At 39.6% G+C, this 19,137-nt stretch carries 12 protein-coding genes; 1 reads left to right on the forward strand and 11 read right to left on the reverse strand.

Features of this window, described 5'->3' with window-relative positions:
- Positions 1–83: 83 nt before the first annotated feature.
- The 11 genes from Gferi_RS09505 to Gferi_RS09555 all read right to left on the reverse strand — a co-directional run bounded on the left by Gferi_RS09505 (position 84) and on the right by Gferi_RS09555 (position 17,150).
- Complete coding sequence (locus Gferi_RS09505) at positions 84–1,715, reverse strand: peptide ABC transporter substrate-binding protein (RefSeq protein WP_207645812.1); 1,632 nt, start codon at positions 1,713–1,715, stop codon at positions 84–86.
- A 433-nt stretch (positions 1,716–2,148) separates the two neighbouring features.
- Positions 2,149–3,132 (reverse strand): ABC transporter ATP-binding protein, encoded by a 984-nt coding sequence (locus tag Gferi_RS09510; RefSeq protein WP_069975869.1) that lies wholly within the window; start codon positions 3,130–3,132, stop codon positions 2,149–2,151.
- Positions 3,132–4,154: an ABC transporter ATP-binding protein gene (locus Gferi_RS09515; protein WP_069975871.1), complete on the reverse strand. Its 1,023-nt coding sequence runs from the start codon at positions 4,152–4,154 to the stop codon at positions 3,132–3,134. The genes Gferi_RS09510 and Gferi_RS09515 overlap by 1 nt, the downstream gene beginning before the upstream one ends.
- A gap of 18 nt (positions 4,155–4,172) precedes the next feature.
- Entirely contained in the window at positions 4,173–5,105 is a 933-nt protein-coding gene (locus Gferi_RS09520; RefSeq protein WP_083273470.1) for an ABC transporter permease, read from the reverse strand.
- Positions 5,106–5,114: 9 nt separating this feature from the next.
- Complete coding sequence (locus tag Gferi_RS09525; RefSeq protein WP_069975873.1) at positions 5,115–6,035, reverse strand: ABC transporter permease; 921 nt, start codon at positions 6,033–6,035, stop codon at positions 5,115–5,117.
- Between the two features lie 668 nt (positions 6,036–6,703).
- Positions 6,704–8,161 (reverse strand): Asp-tRNA(Asn)/Glu-tRNA(Gln) amidotransferase subunit GatA, encoded by a 1,458-nt coding sequence (gene gatA, locus Gferi_RS09530; protein ID WP_069975875.1) that lies wholly within the window; start codon positions 8,159–8,161, stop codon positions 6,704–6,706.
- 69 nt (positions 8,162–8,230) lie between these two features.
- The gene (gene gatC, locus Gferi_RS09535) at positions 8,231–8,518 is read right to left on the reverse strand and encodes an Asp-tRNA(Asn)/Glu-tRNA(Gln) amidotransferase subunit GatC (protein WP_069975877.1); all 288 of its coding nucleotides are present in this window, start codon (positions 8,516–8,518) and stop codon (positions 8,231–8,233) included.
- A 104-nt stretch (positions 8,519–8,622) separates the two neighbouring features.
- Positions 8,623–10,614 carry an NAD-dependent DNA ligase LigA gene (ligA, locus tag Gferi_RS09540; RefSeq protein ID WP_069975878.1) on the reverse strand — a complete coding sequence of 664 codons (1,992 nt, stop codon included), beginning with the start codon at positions 10,612–10,614 and terminating at the stop codon, positions 8,623–8,625.
- A gap of 15 nt (positions 10,615–10,629) precedes the next feature.
- On the reverse strand, positions 10,630–13,899 hold the full coding sequence (locus Gferi_RS09545; protein ID WP_069975879.1) for a UvrD-helicase domain-containing protein: 3,270 nt from the start codon (positions 13,897–13,899) through the stop codon (positions 10,630–10,632).
- Positions 13,900–14,137: 238 nt separating this feature from the next.
- On the reverse strand, positions 14,138–15,532 hold the full coding sequence (locus Gferi_RS09550) for an SLC13 family permease (RefSeq protein WP_156782361.1): 1,395 nt from the start codon (positions 15,530–15,532) through the stop codon (positions 14,138–14,140).
- A gap of 19 nt (positions 15,533–15,551) precedes the next feature.
- Positions 15,552–17,150, reverse strand: coding sequence for an acyl CoA:acetate/3-ketoacid CoA transferase (locus tag Gferi_RS09555; RefSeq protein ID WP_069975881.1), 1,599 nt, complete (start codon positions 17,148–17,150; stop codon positions 15,552–15,554).
- Between the two features lie 412 nt (positions 17,151–17,562).
- Between Gferi_RS09555 and Gferi_RS09560 the strand changes: the two genes are divergently transcribed.
- Entirely contained in the window at positions 17,563–18,981 is a 1,419-nt protein-coding gene (locus tag Gferi_RS09560; protein WP_069975883.1) for a sigma-54 interaction domain-containing protein, read from the forward strand.
- The last annotated feature ends 156 nt before the right edge of the window (positions 18,982–19,137 follow it).

Genomic DNA, 19,137 nt, shown 5'->3' on the forward strand with positions numbered 1-19,137 from the left:
ATTCATCGTATTCATCAAAGGAGGTTTTGGTTACAACAGAAAAGATGGCGCAGCTGCACCATCTTTTTAGAAAAAATCATTTATTATTGAATTTCACCGTATCCAAACCACCAATGGCCCGTTCCAACCATCTCTACATTTTTTACATTTTCCTTAACTGCAAGCTTATCAACATAGTAGTAGATTGGTGATACGATCATTTCTTCCATCATCATCTTTTCTGCTTCGTAAAGTGTGTTAAATCTTTCTTCACCCATTGTTACTTTTGCTTTTTCGATTAATTTGTCATAATCCTTATTTCTCCATTGTGGGTCATTTAATACAGAGTAAGATGTAAATAAGTCTAACATAGTCATCGGATCTAAATAATCTCCGATCCATCCGCCTCTGGCTACTTCATATTGCCCGTTATGTCTGCTGTCTTGGAATACAGCCCACTCTTGGTTTTGAAGGGTTACATTAAGACCAAGATTTTGCTTCCACATTTCTTGAATGGCTTCTGCAATAGCCTTATGTCCTTCATGGGTGTTGTAAAGCACTTCAAAATTCGGGAAGCCCTTTCCATCAGGATATCCAGCTTCTGCCAATAATGCTTTTGCTTCTTCTACCTTAGCTGCCTTTACATCGATTCCAAAGTCACCATTTGTTTCTCTGAAATCTCTTCCTTTGTCATCATGTAATCCAGGAGGAACAAAACCTGATGCAGGAATTTCTCCAGCTTTTGATACCTTTTCAACGATAGCCGTTCTATCAATGGCAAGGGTAAGCGCTCTTCTAACTCTTACATCGTCAAAAGGCTTCTTGGTTACGTTGAAGTTGTAGTAGTATGTTCCTACCTTAGGACGGATGTAGAATGACGGATCATTCGCTAACAATCGAGGAATCTCTTGATTAGGAACATTATGAAGAACATCTAATTCTCCTGCTTCATAAGCTGTAAGTGCAGTAGAATCTTCAACGATCATAACTGCTTCAATTTTATCGATTTTCACCTTATCAGCAGCCCAATATTCAGCATTCTTTTCTAAAACAAGTCTATCGCCCATTTTGTATTCAACTACCTTAAATGGTCCATTGCTTACGGCTAAATCTGGTCTTCTTGCCCAGTTTTCCGGATCTTGCTCAACAATATCCTTTCTTACTGGCATATAAGTGTAGAAGCCGGTTAACTCTAAGAAGTATTCTGTAGGTGCCACTAATTCTACTTGTAATGTCTTGTCATCTAACGCCTTAACTGCTACATCCTCTTCCTTGCCATTTCCTTCGAAGTACTCTTGACCACCCTTAACATAGAAGAGCTGGAATGAATACTCGGATGGTTCTGGAACTAGGTTTGGATTAAGCGCACGCTTCCAGGCATATTCAAAATCGTGAGCTGTAACAGGCTGGCCATCTGACCATTTTGCATCTCTTAAGTGGAATGTGTATGTTTTTCCATCTTCAGAGATTTCATATTTTTCTGCCATTGCAGGTTCAATTTTTCCTTCCGGCAATTCTCTCATTAAACCTTCAAAAGTATTGTTGATTACGTGACCCCCTTCATTTGCTGCATTTAATTGCGGGTCAATCGTTCTAGGATCAGCACCTAGGTTCCATCTTAACACTACCGGTTCTGCCGGTTTTTCTGCTTCTGTCGGCGCTTTAGGTCCACAGCCAACAAAGGCGGTTACCACTAATGCCAATACAAGCATTAATACTAAACTTTTTTTGAACAAGTAAATCCCCTCCCATAATTTTCATTGTACTGCATTCATCATTTATAAACAATTGTATTGCTAAACACTTTCTTTTTAAGGATCACCTCCTTAAAATGGAAAATCTTGTTATTATTCTATTGTACTGATTTTAAAAAAATGTACAAATCTTTTTACCAAGATTTAATGTTCTTGAATAATCTGAAAAAATACACTAAAAAAAATCTGCTAAATTGCTAAAGTATTATATTCTACAGACCTATAAAAATTCCTTCCCGCATTCTGAATTATATAATTTTTTTTAAATGGAAAATATTTTTATTATCCCAGGCTTGATCCGATCCTATTGTCAATGGTGTGACAAGGGAAACAGAGCCGTACTCCCCTTTACAGCATTCGGGACAGTCTATTGCTCCCCTTGTCCTTGACCATGAGCTGATAACCGAACTTTATCCTACAACAGGTGGCAAGCCGCCATATGTCCACTGCCGATATCTTTCATTTCCGGTTCAATTTCGGCACACTTTGCCATTGCATACTTGCAACGTGTGCGGAATCTACACCCAGAAGGCGGATTTAATGGACTCGGTACATCTCCTTCCAGAATGATTCTTTGTTTTGACTTCGATACATCCGGATCAGGAATCGGAATCGCAGTCAACAACGCTTGCGTATAGGGATGGGCAGGATGCTCATAGAGTTCATTGCGATCTGCAATTTCCACTAATTTTCCAAGATACATAACCCCTACACGGTTGGAAATGTGTCTTACCATGGAAAGGTCATGGGCAATAAAGAGATACGTTAATCCCATCTCATTTTGCAAATCTTCAAGCATGTTTACAACTTGTGCTTGAATAGACACATCCAAGGCTGATATTGGCTCATCACAGATAATAAATTCCGGTTTTACAGCTAACGCTCTCGCAATACCGATTCTTTGTCTTTGGCCACCACTGAATTCATGAGGATATCTTACCGCATGATCCGGTGCTAAACCTACTTTTTTCAACAAATCATGAACGATCTCCAGTCTTTCCTTTTCTGACGCTAATCCATGAATATCCAGCGGCTCACCAATAATGTCTCCAACCGTCATACGGGCGTTAAGGGAAGCATAAGGATCCTGAAAAATCATCTGCATCTTTTTACGAAAAGGAAGCATTTCTTTTTCTTTCATCATTCCAATTTCGGCACCATTGAAAATCACTTCCCCAGCCGTGGGATCATAGAGTCTGATAATGGTTCTTCCCGTAGTAGACTTTCCGCAGCCGGATTCACCTACAAGCCCTAAAGTTTCTCCCTTTCGGATATAGAAGCTTACATCGTCTACAGCTTGAACATACTGTGTCTCCCCACCAAAGAATCCTTTACGGACAGGAAAGTATTTTTTTAGATTTTTGACTTCCAATAATATCTCGTTATTATTTACATTCATTATGCTCTCCTCCTTACTACACCAGTCTCAACTTCAACATGAGGAGCATCTTCATGTAACAACCAGCAGGCAGCCCGATGGTTTTCACTCACAAAAGTATATTCCGGTCTTTGCTCTATACAAACCCGCATAGCATAAGGGCATCTTGCTGCAAAAGGACATCCTTTTGGCGGCTTCAGCAGATCAGGCGGAGAACCTTCGATAGGTACCAGCCTTTTTTTACCCCCAAGATCCAGACGTGGGATAGACTTTAACAGTCCCATGGTATAGGGATGCTTTGGATTATAGAAAATATCTTCCGTCTTTCCTTCCTCCATAATAAGACCGCCATACATTACAATAATTCGACTGCACACATCGGCTACAACACCCAGATCATGCGTAATCAACATAATGGAAGTATTGATCTTTTCTTTTAAATCCTTCATTAATTCCAAAATCTGTGCTTGTATTGTAACATCCAGTGCCGTTGTCGGCTCGTCAGCAATCAATAAACTAGGTTCACAAGAAAGTGCAATGGCAATCATGGCTCTTTGACGCATTCCGCCGCTGAACTCATGAGGATAATTATCCACTCGTTTTTCAGGCGATGGAATCCCTACCAGTCTGAGCATTTCAATAGCCTTCTTTTTGGCCTCGGCTTTACTGAGCCCTTGATGGCGACGAATTGCCTCCATGATCTGGTCCCCAATGGTGTACACGGGATTTAGTGAAGTCATTGGATCCTGAAAAATCATAGCAATCTCATTTCCTCGAATGGTCTGCATCTCTTTGTCACTTTTTTTCACAAGGTCCTGTTCTTTAAAAATCACTTCTCCTTCAACAATCTTTCCTGGGTATTGCAGAAGTCTCATGATAGAAAGAGAGGTTACGCTCTTACCACTGCCTGACTCTCCTACGATGCCGATAGCCTCCCCTTTGTCTAATTCAAAACTAACGCCTCCTATGGCCTTTACTTCCCCAACATGTGTAAAGAAGGAGGTTCTCAGATTTTTTACTTCTAACAATTTTTCATTTTTCATCTTCGTCACCCCTCTTTTCTACTTGCGCAGGCGTGGATCAAGAGCATCTCTTAAACCGTCACCTAGGAAGTTAAACGCCAACATCGTTAAACAGATTGCTGCTGACGGGAAAAACAATTGATAAGGATAGGAACGGAGCCCCCCCAATGAATCCGATGCCAGTGTCCCCCATGAGGACATCGGAGCAGAAACCCCTAAACCGATAAAGCTAAGGAATGATTCGGTAAAAATCGCTCCGGGAATTAACATGGTTGCCGTAACAATGATGGGCCCCATGGCATTAGGAATTAAGTGACGTATCAAAATCCTCCAAGTGCTGGCACCAAGCGTTCTTGCTGCCAGTACAAACTCTTGTTCCTTTAGCGCTAATATTTGCCCCCTTACAATTCGGGCCATATTTACCCAGTAAATCGTCCCTAAGGTAATCATAATACTCTTTAGCCCTGGTCCTACAACAACCATTAATACGATAGCATAAAGGGTCGGTGGAATAGTAAAGATAATATCCACGATACGCATCATAATATTATCGACTCTACCGCCCATATAACCGGATATTCCACCATACAAAACACCGATAAAGAAGTTTACAATCGTTGCCACCATTGCCACCGTCAATGAGATTCTGGCACCATATAATACCCTAATGTATAAATCTCTTCCGTGACTATCGGTTCCGAACCAGTGCTTTGCACTAGGACCTTCGTTAATATTGGTCAGATCCTGATCAGAGTAGGTTATGCTGCTCATCATGGGCCCAACGATAGCCATGGCAATAATGATTAATATGGTAATCAAACCCCACATGGCCATTGGATCTTTTTTGAGTCTTCTCCAGGCATCCTGCCAATAGGTCATGCTGGGACGAACAATCTTTTCCTTTTCTCGATCTTCTGCGTGAATAGGTTCCCACATCGTCCGAGGAATGCTTTTTGAACTTTCCATATTCATAACTCCCTCCTATTCCTCAACTTTGATTCTTGGATCAATAAGTCCGTATAACAAGTCTACAATTAATACCATAATGACTAGGAACAAAGCATAGAATACAGTCATACCCATTAATACCGTGTAGTCACGGTTTCCAACACTCTCCACAAAATGTTTCCCCATTCCCGGAATTGCAAAGATTCTCTCTACAACAAAACCGCCTGTTAGAATCGTTGCAATCAACGGTCCAATATAAGTTACAACAGGGATTAATGCATTTCGAAGGGCATGTTTTGCAATCACCACAAATTCTGATAATCCCTTTGCCCTTGCAGTACGTATATAATCCTGCTGCAACACCTCCAGCATACTAGATCGCGTTAGCCGCGCCACAAAGGATAAAGAATATCCTCCTAGTGCAATGACCGGGCCGATATAGTGCTTAGGTGTTTTTAAACCAAATGATGGAATCCATCCTAGTTTGGCACTAAAAATATAGATGATCAGCGTCCCCATTACAAAGCCCGGAATGGTAATGCCCAGGGTAGCTATAAACCGCACTACCTGGTCCTGCCATTTGTTTTGTTTTAATGCCGAAACCATACCCATCGGTATGCCCAATCCAACAACCATTAATACGGCAAATGATCCAACCTTTGCAGATACTGGGAACCCTTCCCGAATTAAGTCATTCACAGTAACCCCTACTTTTTGGAATGAAGGTCCTAAATCAAGGCGCACAATTCCTCCTAAGTAATCAACATATTGCTTCCATAGCGGCTGGTCGAGCTTATACTTGGCCTCCAAAGCCTTGATAACTGCTACCGGCAACGCCTTTTCCCTCGTAAAAGGTCCGCCAGGTATCGCGTGCATTAGTAAAAAAGTAATGGTAATAACTAATAATAGCGTAATAATCATCGAAACCATTCTATTCACAAGAAATCTTCCCACACAACTCACTCTCCTTTCTAAAATTTGCAATAAAACCTTACAGCTTAATTAGGCATCCCTCCCAAATCCGTGTCCTTATCAAAATGATAAAGGCATTACTAAAACTTTTTATTTATTGTTAAAAAATTTTAATATTGCCTTTTCAATAAATAAAACAAGACACGCTTTATTTTCTGTCTTATTTTTCAAAATGTGATTGGTAAATTCTGCTCGTCTGTTCCTAATTATCATAATAGCTGAATTTTCTATACAATTCAACCGATTCAAACGAATCGTAAATTTAAATATTTGTAACAAATCACCAAAGCATTGATTACACTTACTTTCAGAAATGGTATCGTTTTCCTTTTTTTCTTTTTTTGCAGGAAACTTTCACATCTATTTCATATCTACAATTTAATTCTTATTTATAATTTTATTGAAACATAAAAGATATGTAATATTATAAAACGATATTCATAGGTTATGCAATTGATTTTGTCCATTTTATTTTTAAGAATCCTTAACAAGTTGACGGTCAAAATGTAAATTTGTCCGTAGTTTAGATACATCCGTTTATACAATGGAGATTTTTTGTGTTCTTGTTTCATCCATTTCTTTATTTCCTTGTATAATTATACGCATAAAAAAATACGCCTTTGCTGACGTATTTTTTAATTTTTCTTTTATTATAAAACAGGTCTTTCTTTATGATAGGCTGTATGCTGCTCCAGGGTATAGGCTACCCGCAGCAGGGTGCTTTCATCAAAATGCTTGCCCATAATCTGCATTCCAATGGGCATTCCCTCTATGAAGCCGCAGGGTACAGAAATAGCCGGAATCCCAGCAATGTTAATAGGCACCGTACATACATCAGACATGTACATTTGCAGCGGATCATCGGTCTTCTCCCCTAGTCTAAAGGCTGGCGTAGGTGTAGTCGGTGCAATCAGTACATCAAATTTTTCAAAGGCTTTATCAAAATCCTGCTTGATTAAAGTTCGAACCTGCAATGCTTTTTTATAGTAAGCGTCATAATAACCGGAGCTTAGGGCATACGTTCCCAGCATAATCCGCCGCTTTACTTCCTCTCCGAAACCCTCACTTCTCGTCTTAACAAATAAATCCGTTAAATTGTCAAAGGATTCGGTACGGTATCCGTAGCGAATTCCATCAAATCGTGCTAAATTGGAACTGCATTCAGATGAAGCGATGATATAATAGGTTGGCAGTGCATATTGGGTATGGGGTAAAGATACTTCTTCGTATGTCGCACCTAGGGACTTTAAAAGTTCAATAGCCGCATAAACACTTTTCTTAACCCCTTCCTCAATCCCTTCTCCGAAATATTCTTTTGCGATTCCAATTTTTAATCCCTTTACATCACAGATTAAAGCTTTCCGATAATCTACAGCCTTTCCTTCCGCTGAAGTAGAATCCATCGAATCATGTCCCGCAATCCCATTGAGCACCAAGGCACAATCTTCTACGTCCTTTGTCAAAGGGCCGATTTGATCCAAGGAAGAAGCATAGGCAATCAATCCATACCGTGAAACAAGACCATAGGTAGGCTTTAATCCTATGAGCCCGCAAAAAGATGCAGGCTGCCGGATAGAACCTCCTGTATCGGACCCGAGGGCATAAAATACTTCTCCAGCTGCAACGGCTGCTGCGGAACCTCCGCTAGAGCCTCCCGGCACCCGCTGGATATCCCATGGATTTTTTGTTTTGCTAAAGGCAGAGTTTTCCGTCGAAGAGCCCATGGCAAACTCATCCATGTTGGTCTTGCCCATCAAAATCGCCTTCTGCTGATATAGTTTTTCCGTCACCGTTGCATTATAAGGAGGAACAAAGTTTTGCAGTATTTTAGAAGCACAAGTGGTTGGCAGTCCTTCTGTACACATGTTATCCTTGAGTGCCATGGGGATTCCTGCCAAATCACTCATTTCCTGGCCTTCACTAAATCGCTTGTCCACTTCCTCCGCCCAGGTTAAAGCACTTTCCCTGCTGATATGTAAAAAAGCCTTTAGTGTCCCGTCAACTTTGTCGATTCTATCTAAAGCTGCCTCTGTGAGTTCCTTTGAACTGACTTCTTTTTTTCTAAGCAGATCACGAATCTCATGGGCAGTGCATTGAAGCAAATCCATACTTTACACTCCTTTACCCCATATTCTCCAAATCCTTCTTCGGAATGGATATACATATCATTTTAATAATTATTCCATTATTTTAGGCACTTTAAAACAGCCTTGCTGCGCATCCGGCGCATTGGCTAATACCTTATCTCTTTCCATGGATGGCTGAGTGATATCCTCACGCAGAACATTCAATAAAGGCAATACATGATAGGTGGGTTCTATCCCTTCCACATTTACCTCATTTAACTTCTCCACATATCCGACGATCGCATTCAGTTTATCTGCAAAATCCTGCTTTTCTTCTTCTGAAAAAGCCAATCGTGCCAAGTTCGCTACTTGCTCAACATCTTTAATACTGATGGTCATTTCTACCCCTCCTTGCATGATTATTCATCAAAAAAGTATTTATAGTAGATTATATATCAACCATTCTCCTTTTTCTAGGTCTCCTGGAATTTTTATTTTATTCTTTATTGGATCATGGTCTCAAAGGCTGCTTCATCCAGAACAGAAACACCTAATTCCAACGCCTTTTCCAACTTAGATCCCGCTTCCTCTCCTGCCAGTACATAGTCCGTCTTTTTACTGACGCTGCCGGAAACTTTTCCCCCCAACCGTTCTATCATTTCTTTGGCTTCATTACGTCTATATTTCGATAAGGTACCTGTAATGACAAAGGTAAGTCCTTCTAATTTTTGTTCTTCCGCCTTCAGTGCCTTTTTCTGTACTTCCATGTTGACGCCAGCTCTCCGGAGCTTTTCAATCACCATTAGATTCCGCTCTTCCAGAAAGTAATTTCGAATGCTTTCCGCCATTTTGTCTCCGATCTCAGGAATTGAGATAATTTGTTCGTAACCGGCATGGATGAAATCATCCATACTGCCAAAGGCTTCCGCCAATAAGCTTGCTGCACGGGCCCCCACCAGCTTGATACCTAACCCGAATATAACCCGGTCCAAATCATTCCCCTTTGACTTTTCAATCGCATCGATCAAATTTTGTGCTGACTTTTCCCCCATTCTCTCTAGGGGTACTAATGCTTCCTTCTTTAAATAGTATAGATCAGCAGCATCTTGGATCAGGTGCTGATCCAGCAGCAACGTGACAATAGATTCTCCTAATCCATCAATGTTCATTGCATCCCGGGAAACAAAGTGAATAATGCCTCGCCGCAATTGGGCCGGACAGGCACTGTTCATACATCGGGTAACAGCCTCCCCTGCCAACCTTATCGTTTCCGCTCCACACTCGGGACAAACTTTAGGGATTTCAAAGATTCTCTCCTCACCGGTGCGTTCTTCAAAAATTACACGTACAACTTCCGGGATCACGTCTCCAGCCTTCTGTATGATGACCTTGTCCCCTATCCGAATATCCTTTTCTCGGATATTATCTTCATTATGCAGCGTGGCACGGCTGATCACCGACCCCGCAACCCGCACAGGCTCCAGTATCGCCGTAGGTGTCAATGCGCCTGTTCTTCCCACTTGAACGATGATATCCTGTACAGTGGTTTTTTGCTGCTCAGCAGGAAATTTATACGCAATAGCCCACTTCGGACTCTTTGATTTTATGCCTAAGGCATCCCTTTGACGCAGGCTGTTTATTTTGATGACCAAGCCATCAATATCAAAAGGCAAATCCATTCTTTTAACAGCCCATTTCTCACAGAGATCGATTACTTCTTCAATCTGATTGCACACTTCATAAGGCGAGGTCTTAAAACCCAAATCTTTTAAATAGTCCAATCCTTCCGTATGCTTTTCAAATATATGGTCATCCACTTGCTGGATATTGAAGATAAATATGTCTAAAGGCCTTTGGGCGGTTATTTTGGAATCCAGTTGCCGCAGGGAGCCCGCTGCTGCATTTCGTGGATTTGCAAAAACCGTGTCACCTTTTTCTTCTTGTTTTCTATTTAAAGCTGCAAATTTGTCCCGGGCGATATATACCTCTCCCCGAACTTCCAGATCAATTTCTTCTTTTAATTTCAAAGGGATACTTTTAATGGTACGAAGATTCTGTGTCACATCCTCACCAATGTAGCCGTCTCCCCGGGTAGCACCCTGTACAAATCTTCCATCCTCATAACGCAGCGCAATCGACAAACCGTCAATCTTGTATTCGACAACATATTCGATTTCCTCTTGAATGGTTTTGCGGATGCGCTTGTCGAACTCTTTCAACTCTTCATGACTATAGCTGTTATCTAAGCTTAACATGGGGACACTATGGACTACCTGTTGGAATTCACTGAGGGCCTCCCCCCCCACTCTTTGGGTAGGAGAATCAGGGGTAGCTAACCCAGGAAATTGTTCTTCCAGGGCGATAAGCTGCTGCATCATTTGATCGTATGCATAATCACTGATCTCAGGTGCATCCAGCACATAGTACCGATAATTGTGATATTCAAGCTGCTCCTTCAAATCAGCAGCTTTCTCCTTGGCTTCTTTGAACTCCATGAAAATCCTCCTTATTTACCCTAATAATTTAATCGGTGCAAATCCCAACACCAGCTTTTTAATCCCTGCATTGTCAAAGGCAATGGTGAGCTCTGCCTTTTCTCCGCTGCCCTTTACAGAAATCACTGTCCCTAGACCGAATTTCTCATGGCGAACCTTGCTTCCAGGCTTAATCTCATTGCTGTCCGTACCTTCCACAGGCTTCATTTTTGCTTCCATACTGACTCCTCTGTAGATGCCTGCACCAGGAGCCAATATCCGCTCTTGTTTCTTCGCTTCTTCCTTTTTATCCATATCGATATAGTCTTCAGCGATCTCATTAATAAACCTGGATATGCTGTTATAGTTCGTTCTACCATAGAGTGTACGTACCAATGCATGGGTTAGAAACAGTATTTCCCTTGCCCGGGTAATCCCCACATAGCATAAGCGTCTCTCTTCCTCTAAATCATGATCACTGAACATCGCTCTAGAGATAGGAAAAATACCTTCCTCCATTCCCGCTAAAAATACAATGGGAAATTCCAGTCCCTTAGCACTATGGAGCGTCATCAATACCACAGCATTTTCCTGATCCTCCATTTGATCAATATCCGAAACTAAGGAAATGGTCCCTAAAAACTCTTCTAAGGTATTTTCTTCTGTGGATTTTTCAAACTCCAACGCCACAGACAGAAATTCCTGAAGGTTTTCTATCCGGGAATTGGCTTCCATGGTATTTTCTTTCTGCAGTTCTTCAATATATCCTGATTCCTCTAAAACCTTGGATATGAGCTCCGATACACCCATTTCATTCTTTACTTCACTAAACTTCATGATTAATGAAGCAAAGCTGTTAAATCCGGCAAGGACCCGTCTCGAAAAATCTCCCAGCTCTTCAGCTTCCAGCATCGCACTAAAGAGGCTTTCGCCCGTTCGCGCTGCATGCTGCTCCAGCTTCTCTATAGTCTTATCTCCGATCCCCCGCTTTGGCACGTTGATAACCCGTCTTACACTCAGATCATCTACAGAGTTCTGAATCAATCGCAGATAAGCAATAATATCCTTGATTTCTTTTCGTGCGTAGAACTTTAAACCACCGAATATTCTGTAGGGAACCCCTGCCCGCATCAGCATTTCTTCCAGTACCCGGGATTGGGCGTTGGTCCTGTACAATATGGCAAATTCTCCGTAATTACGCCCTTCCGACTCATACATCTCTTGAATCTGACTTACAATAAATTGACCCTCTTCATGTTCATTCATTGCCTTGTAGTAACGTATGCGGTCTCCTACACGATTAGATGTCCACAGTACTTTACTTTTTCTGCCCCGGTTATTTTTAATGACACAGTTTGCAGCATCTAATATATTCTGCGTGGACCGGTAATTTTGCTCCAGCTTAATCACTGCAGCATTGGAGAAATCATCCTCGAAATTCAGGATATTCCGGATATCGGCCCCCCTCCAACTGTAAATTGAATTATGGACAACAACTCCACCACAAACATATTGTCTAAGATGTGGTATAGATAGATCATAGACCATGCCATTATAATCAATAAATTCAACCTCTGCGATAGTATCTTCTACTATTTTCCCATTATCAAATACAGGAATACTCATAGTAGGTTTCATATGTGCCAATGGCATATAGTAGTAACTTTTATTCTCCGTTAACCTTGCTTTTTTCACAATATCGAATGCTTCTTCTATTTGTTCGAGTTTCCTTGCGTAATGAACTGCTTCATCATATTCTACTCGTTCAGTCTCTACGCGCCACGTATTTCTATTTCCATCTCTTACTGGGAATTCTGGTCTAAATCTTTCCTTCAATTCATCTCCTGTTGTATTCAAACTGATTCTGTGACTATGCCATCCGCTTTCAACACCAGCTTTTCTTCCGCCAAAAGCAGTCACATTGATGACTCTTCTTGCAGTTTTCCCTCTGATAACCGCATTGGGTAAATGATGCGGATATTCTTCAAATATAATCAAATCCTCCATTAATCGGACAGCTGCTTTTTCCGTATCAATCTCCTTGAAAATCTGATCAATATAGTTCTGTGTGATCGCCATATTTCTACCTTTATCATGGAATACAGTGGTAGGTATGCCATACTTCACAGAATATAGTTGTTCATAAAAAGCTGCTTCTTCTTTATGAAAGCATGTCTTCAAAATCCACATTTTGTCTGCATGCTCCTGGTTTAATCTTACTGCCATACCATTAGCTATCTCGCCTTTTCTGCTTCTTACTCCCTGCGTTTGTCCAATTCGATAGCCATATCCTTTTTTATACATTAAATACACATAATAAACGCCTACCTGTGGATTTAAACGGGCGAAGCCAATGTGATTAGGTGTTCCTTTGATTTCTTTTCCGCTTTTTGTCTTGATCCTGACAATAACACCTTGATAGGCCTTGCAGTGTTTCTTTTCAACAGTGCCAGTTAGGATTTCACTTTGTCCTGAAGCACAGATAATCTCAGAATTTGCATCAAGCTCCTCTAAGGGAACTTCTCCTGTTGGTGTGCTTACTGGCATACCTTCGATCAAACACTGGTCATCATCCCCTACCACACACAAGTTCTTATGCATATTTGCCAGCATATGTACTAAAGTATACTGAATCTGGTTGGTATCCTGATACTCATCTACCATGATATATTGGAATTTGTGCTGATAGAAGCTGAGCACCTTAGGTTCATTACGAAACAGTTCTACCGTCTTAAAAATCAGATCATCAAAATCTAATGCATTGTTTTTCTTGAGCTTCTTCTGATACAGCTCATAAATCTCTGCGATTTTACTTAATTGAAAATCCCCTGCTGCTTCCTTGAGTAACCCATGTGGCGTCAGGATGCGGTCCTTGGCATCACTGATCTTATTTTGCACCATTGCCACAGGAAATAACTCATCATTCACATTTAATTCTTTGAGGCAATCCTTTAAGATATTTTGCTGGTCTGCTGCATCGTAAATAACAAAGTCTCTCGTATATCCTATTTTTTCAATATCTCTTCGCAGTATTCTCACACAGGCGGAGTGAAAGGTACTGACCCAAATCTCTGTCTGCTGTCCTAAGAGTGCCTCAACACGTTCCTTCATTTCTTTAGCTGCCTTATTGGTAAAGGTAATGGCCAGTATATTTCCCGGATATACTCCCAACTCTTCTATTAAATAAGCAATACGGTGGGTCAAAACTCTCGTCTTCCCCGATCCTGCACCTGCTAGAATCAGTAACGGACCTTCTGTTTTCAGCACTGCTTCCCGCTGTTTATCATTTAAATGATCTAAATTCATGGATAGACTCCTTTCTACGCTTTGCTCTCTTATCTATCTTATAGGATTTTGTCCATCCTGACAATAAAATCATACATTTATTAGAACGGGCGTTCTTTTTATAATCAACTTCTCACTATAAATAATACAAATAAAAAATGGGACTAGGAGTCTCCCCCCATGTCCCGTTTTTTTATTAACCTACTCTTGCTCTATATACTAGTATTAGTATTTAATGCTAAGCTTAAAAAGAATACCTTTATAATATACCTATTAATCTCCACCATGGTATATATATCATAAAAGCAACCATCAAAACAATCATGGTTTGAACAAGTCCATACCTAAAGACTGTTTTTGTTGTATAATATTCTCCAGCACCTATCATAATAGTAACATGGTGAAAGGGAAGTAAATAATGAATATTTACAATAATATAAGCTAATAAAACTAATGGTACTGCCTCCATTTTACCTTTTGTCAACTCTATTAAACCAGGTACGGCTACAGAAAGCGTAGTGATCGAGCTTCCTAAAACCATATGGAGTCCCATCACAGTAAGAATTATAATTAACATATATAATGGTGAGTATTCTTTTGGAAAAATATTAACCAGATTACCATAAATTATATGAGCAATTCCGCTTTCATTAAGCACACTCCCAATGGCATAAGCAACTGTAAGAAATAGTAAAAGATCTATGTTAACGCGCTTTACATCTTTCCATCCTAAAATCCCACAAACAAACATAGCTAGGGTACCTATAATTGCAACTACAGCAGAATTGATATGATGATAAGTCTCTGTAGCCCAGAGTAGAACCACGACTACCATAATCAAAGTAGCTATTTTCTCCTTATCACTCGGCTTCGTTCCCTCCCAGCCTCCTTCTGGCTCTATAAATAAACTTTCTTTAAGGTCTCTTCTAAAAACTATGCAAAAACTAATCCCCATTATCAAAGTGGTTAAAAGAGATGGTAATCCCATGTTTACTGCCCACTCTATCCACCCTATTGAAATTCTTCCAAATTCTAGGGCTGAATTATTTAAAACAATGTCTCCATTAATAAAAAGCATAGATGTAGAAGTGGATGCAACAAATATGCTGTAAAGTAATATCTCCTTTGTTCTGCTACTAATATTCATTTGACTGAGAAACTGAGTATATATGCCTGCTATTAAAATCACTCTAGAGAAGGGCTGTGGTATTAAAAAATTAATGATAAAGCTCAGTATAAAAGATAAGGCAATCAATTGATAAGGAGTTCTTCCATATCTATTTAAAATTTTCTTCGATATCCGATTTGCAACATTTGAATTGACGATTCCTTGAGACAATAAAAAAGAACAAGCAATTACAAAAAAATTCGATGATAATGGAAACCTAAAAATTGTTCTTAAAGTAGAGGAACCTTCGATTAGAAAGGTTCCTAGTAAGAATAAAGAGGCATAATTTTTCTTAATTACATTAGTTGTCCACCAAGTTATTGTGAGAAGTAAGCACGCCAATAAAAGGCTCTGCCGAATACTCATTTCTAAAGGCCTTACCAGAACAATCAGTATCGGCACAATAAAAGTATAGGCTATAAGCAAAATGCTATTCGGAATATTGTTTGTAGTTGTTGTTTTTTTCTTGATGCCTTTTGTAATCATTTTCTTATCCTCGTTTCCTTTATGCAAGTTTCTTAACCTCTAATTCATTAGACGCAATAGTTGACTTAATCATTTGCTGCAGTCCACCCCACTCATGCTGAAATATTGAGGCATCCATTTCTTTTATCTGATCAGATATTGTTGGCATAAAGTCCATATGCGCTAAAATATCTTTTTGAATGTCTATACCAGGAGCTACCTCTATTAAAGTCATTTCTCCCTGTTCTAGTTTAAAAACTGCACGTTCTGTGACATATAGTACAGGCTGATGCGTACTTGTTGCATATTTACCACTGAAAGTTATCTGTTCTACTTGACTGATAAATTTTCTTTTCGTTCCCTCCTTAATGATGATCAGTTTCCCATTCTCGACCTTCACTTCTGCACCTGCAGTAAATGTACCACAAAATACTACCTTCCTTGCATTTTGGGATATATTAATAAAACCTCCAGGCCCAGTCAGCCTTTTTCCAAATTTACTTACATTAATATTACCATGCCTGTCTGTTTGAGCTAATCCCAGATACGTAATATCTAATCCACCACCATCGTAGAAATCAAACATTGCACCGTGATCAATCATTGCTTCGGCATTGTACGAGTTTCCGAAGTTTGGAGGGCTCGCAGGTATTCCACCAAAAGCTCCAGCTTCAGTAGTTAATGTTATTCTATCTGAAATCTTTTCTTCAGCTGCTATGGCAGCAACGTCCGCAGGTATTCCGAATCCAAGGTTTACAATCATACCCTCTTTTAATTCCATCGCTGAACGTCTCGCAATAATCTTTCTTTCATCTAAAGGTATTCTCGGAATTGCATTTAGGGGTATCTTGATGTCCCCTGCAAAAGATGGCTCAAAATAAAGACCTTCTGTCTGCCAGCAAGATTCTTGTTTTTCTGCGATAACAACATAATCTATCAATACACCTGGTACCTTTACCTGCTTAGGGTGAAGGGTTCCTTCCTTAGCTAAGAACTCAACTTGTGCGATAACGATGCCTCCTGAATTCTTTGTTGCTTCAGCCACTGCTAATGCTTCATTAATAAAACCTTCTCGATCCATAGTTATATTGCCTTTTTCGTCAGCAGTGGTTCCTCTTATTAATGCTACATCCACGGGGAATGATTTATAGAATAGCCACTCTTCTCCCTCAATCTCAATCAGTTTCACCAAATCCTCTTTTGTTACAGAATTCATTTTTCCACCATCTATACGAGGATCAACAAATGTTTGTAATCCGACTTTTGTAATTAAGCCCGGTCTTTTCGCTGCTATTTCTCTCCAAAGATTTACTATCACCCCTTGGGGTAAACAGTGTGCTTCAATTTTATTGGCTTGAACTAAAGCATTCATTTGTGCAGCTGAACCAATATGTGCCGCTGTCCACTTTTTAACTAATCCTTCATGTCCAAAGCGCGTTACACCCCGTTCTTTCCAGTCACCGGTAGCAGACCCTTGCTTAATATTCAGATCCCTAGGAAACCCTGTTTCTATATACCGCCTTTCAATCGCTTCTGCAATTTCCTCTGGCCATCCGCCTAAACCCATGGCACTTAATGCAACTGTTGCACCATCTTTAACTAAGGCAGCTGCCTCATCAGCAGTAATAAATTTTGGCATGCGAACCACCTCTTTTCATAATTTACATACTATACTAGCAATACTCATGCCAAGACCTATATCTACTGATAATACTTGTTTTAAAGGAGTCCTCATCAAGATTTGTCGTATGATTACAACATAACCAACAAAGAATACTGCATTTTGTTGTATGATTGCTACATTGTAAATATCTTTTTATCCCCCTCCAAATTTTGTACTGCCTCACTTGAACAAGAAGTTTAATGAATTTATCCTCCCTCTTATATAAATAAAATGATATAATATAATATCAATACTGAAAATTCTAAAGATAAATTTAAATGTAGAAACATTTTCCCTGCGAAGTCTGCAATTTTTTTATTTTCTCATACTCCAACCATTTGTCTCTTCTACTTTATTGCATTACATTTTAGAAAGGAGATCTTTATCCATGCCCGATAAACCGATAATAAAAAGGAAAAAATCCGATAATAAAATAAACGAGAAAAGATTTCATCAGATTTTTGATAATTTACCTGATCCGATATTTGTGACCGACCAACAGGGAAATATCCTCCTATCTAATTCCACAACAGCACTTACGTTGAATATGTCATTGAACGAATTATTAAAAGCTAATGTAAATGATCTTGTTCATAAATCTTACTATGATAAAACCTATACCATGGAGGCGGTGGCACAGAAAAAGGTTGTTAGTGGCTTGATTAAAACTCGATTAAATTATGCTCTAATCTCCACCAGTACACCTATTCTAGATGAATCTGGAAATGTAGACTTTGTAATTACTTCTGCCAGACCCAAGGAGTTGATGGAGAAATTTATTTATAATGATAACAAAAATCAGGATAACCAGAGAAAACGAGAGATAGATTATTTAAGAAGCTATGTTTTAAATACAGATGAGATTATTGCTGAAAGCATCTCCATGAAAAAGTTGTTAATATCTGCGAATGCTGTGGCTCAAACAGATGTAACTGTAATCTTAAATGGAGAGACCGGAACTGGAAAAGAAGTTTTAGCAAGATATTTACACCGTTATAGTAAAAGGGCAAACGGTCCCTTTATTGCTGTAAACTGTGCAACCCTTCCCGAACATCTGGTAGAAGCAGAGCTCTTTGGATATGAAAAAGGTGCCTTTACGGGTGCTACTAACGAAGGAAAGATGGGGCTTTTTGAGGCTGCTGACGGGGGGACGCTGTTTCTTGACGAAATTGCAGAATTACCTTTAGCGCTACAATCAAAGCTGCTTAGGGTATTAGAAACGGGAGAAGTAAGACGGATTAGCAGCCATACTAATCGAATCATTGATTTTAGACTCATCGCAGCAACTCATAAGGATTTAAAGAAAATGACTGAAGAAAAACTCTTTAGAGAGGACTTATATTATCGACTCAATGTATTTCCCCTTATCATACCTCCCTTAAGAAAACGACCAGAGGATATTTTGGCTTTAACTTCTAAGTTCTTAGAAACCTTCAACAATAAATATGGAATAGATTTTCGGTTAACTCCCGAGGATTTGAGTAGATTGCAGCGTCATAACTGGCCAGGAAATGTACGAGAACTGAAAAATGATATTGAGAGAAGAGTCGTTAACAGTATACATCTTCCGTCCACTGAACATCTAACATCTATTCCTACGTTTCCTTCTGATGAGGCGACCCAGATAGATGTTTTCAAACTGCTAGATTTAAGTGGTACATTAGATGAGGTCATTCAAGCCATTGAAGAAAAATACATAACATATGTTATGAATCAGTGCGATGGTCGTATCAATGAGACTGCGAAACAATTGGGAATACATAGATCCGTGTTGTATCGTAAGCTCAAAGCATATGAGAAAAAATAAAATCAGAAGTTCCCGCATTTAAGGAATTATTCAAATATGAAAAGATTACAATACTATATGTGAAAAATACTTCATTAACTCATGCAAAAAGGTCTGTCAATTGTTCTGACAGACCTTTTTATTATTGTTATATACCCCTTTTCTATACAAATGTTG

It is taken from the genome of Geosporobacter ferrireducens, from assembly GCF_001750685.1.
Lineage (GTDB): Bacteria > Bacillota > Clostridia > Peptostreptococcales > Thermotaleaceae > Geosporobacter > Geosporobacter ferrireducens.

Excerpts from the sequence above, each read along its gene's own strand:
- Gferi_RS09510 (WP_069975869.1), bottom strand. The coding sequence starts at position 3,132 with ATGAATGTAAATAATAACGAGATATTATTGGAAGTCAAAAATCTAAAA.
- Gferi_RS09560 (WP_069975883.1), top strand. The coding sequence starts at position 17,563 with ATGCCCGATAAACCGATAATAAAAAGGAAAAAATCCGATAATAAAATA.
- Gferi_RS09545 (WP_069975879.1), bottom strand. The coding sequence starts at position 13,899 with ATGAATTTAGATCATTTAAATGATAAACAGCGGGAAGCAGTGCTGAAA.
- gatA (WP_069975875.1), bottom strand. The coding sequence starts at position 8,161 with ATGGATTTGCTTCAATGCACTGCCCATGAGATTCGTGATCTGCTTAGA.
- gatC (WP_069975877.1), bottom strand. The coding sequence starts at position 8,518 with ATGACCATCAGTATTAAAGATGTTGAGCAAGTAGCGAACTTGGCACGA.
- Gferi_RS09555 (WP_069975881.1), bottom strand. The coding sequence starts at position 17,150 with ATGCCAAAATTTATTACTGCTGATGAGGCAGCTGCCTTAGTTAAAGAT.
- Gferi_RS09520 (WP_083273470.1), bottom strand. The coding sequence starts at position 5,105 with ATGAATATGGAAAGTTCAAAAAGCATTCCTCGGACGATGTGGGAACCT.
- Gferi_RS09515 (WP_069975871.1), bottom strand. The coding sequence starts at position 4,154 with ATGAAAAATGAAAAATTGTTAGAAGTAAAAAATCTGAGAACCTCCTTC.
- ligA (WP_069975878.1), bottom strand. The coding sequence starts at position 10,614 with ATGGAGTTCAAAGAAGCCAAGGAGAAAGCTGCTGATTTGAAGGAGCAG.
- Gferi_RS09550 (WP_156782361.1), bottom strand. The coding sequence starts at position 15,532 with ATGATTACAAAAGGCATCAAGAAAAAAACAACAACTACAAACAATATT.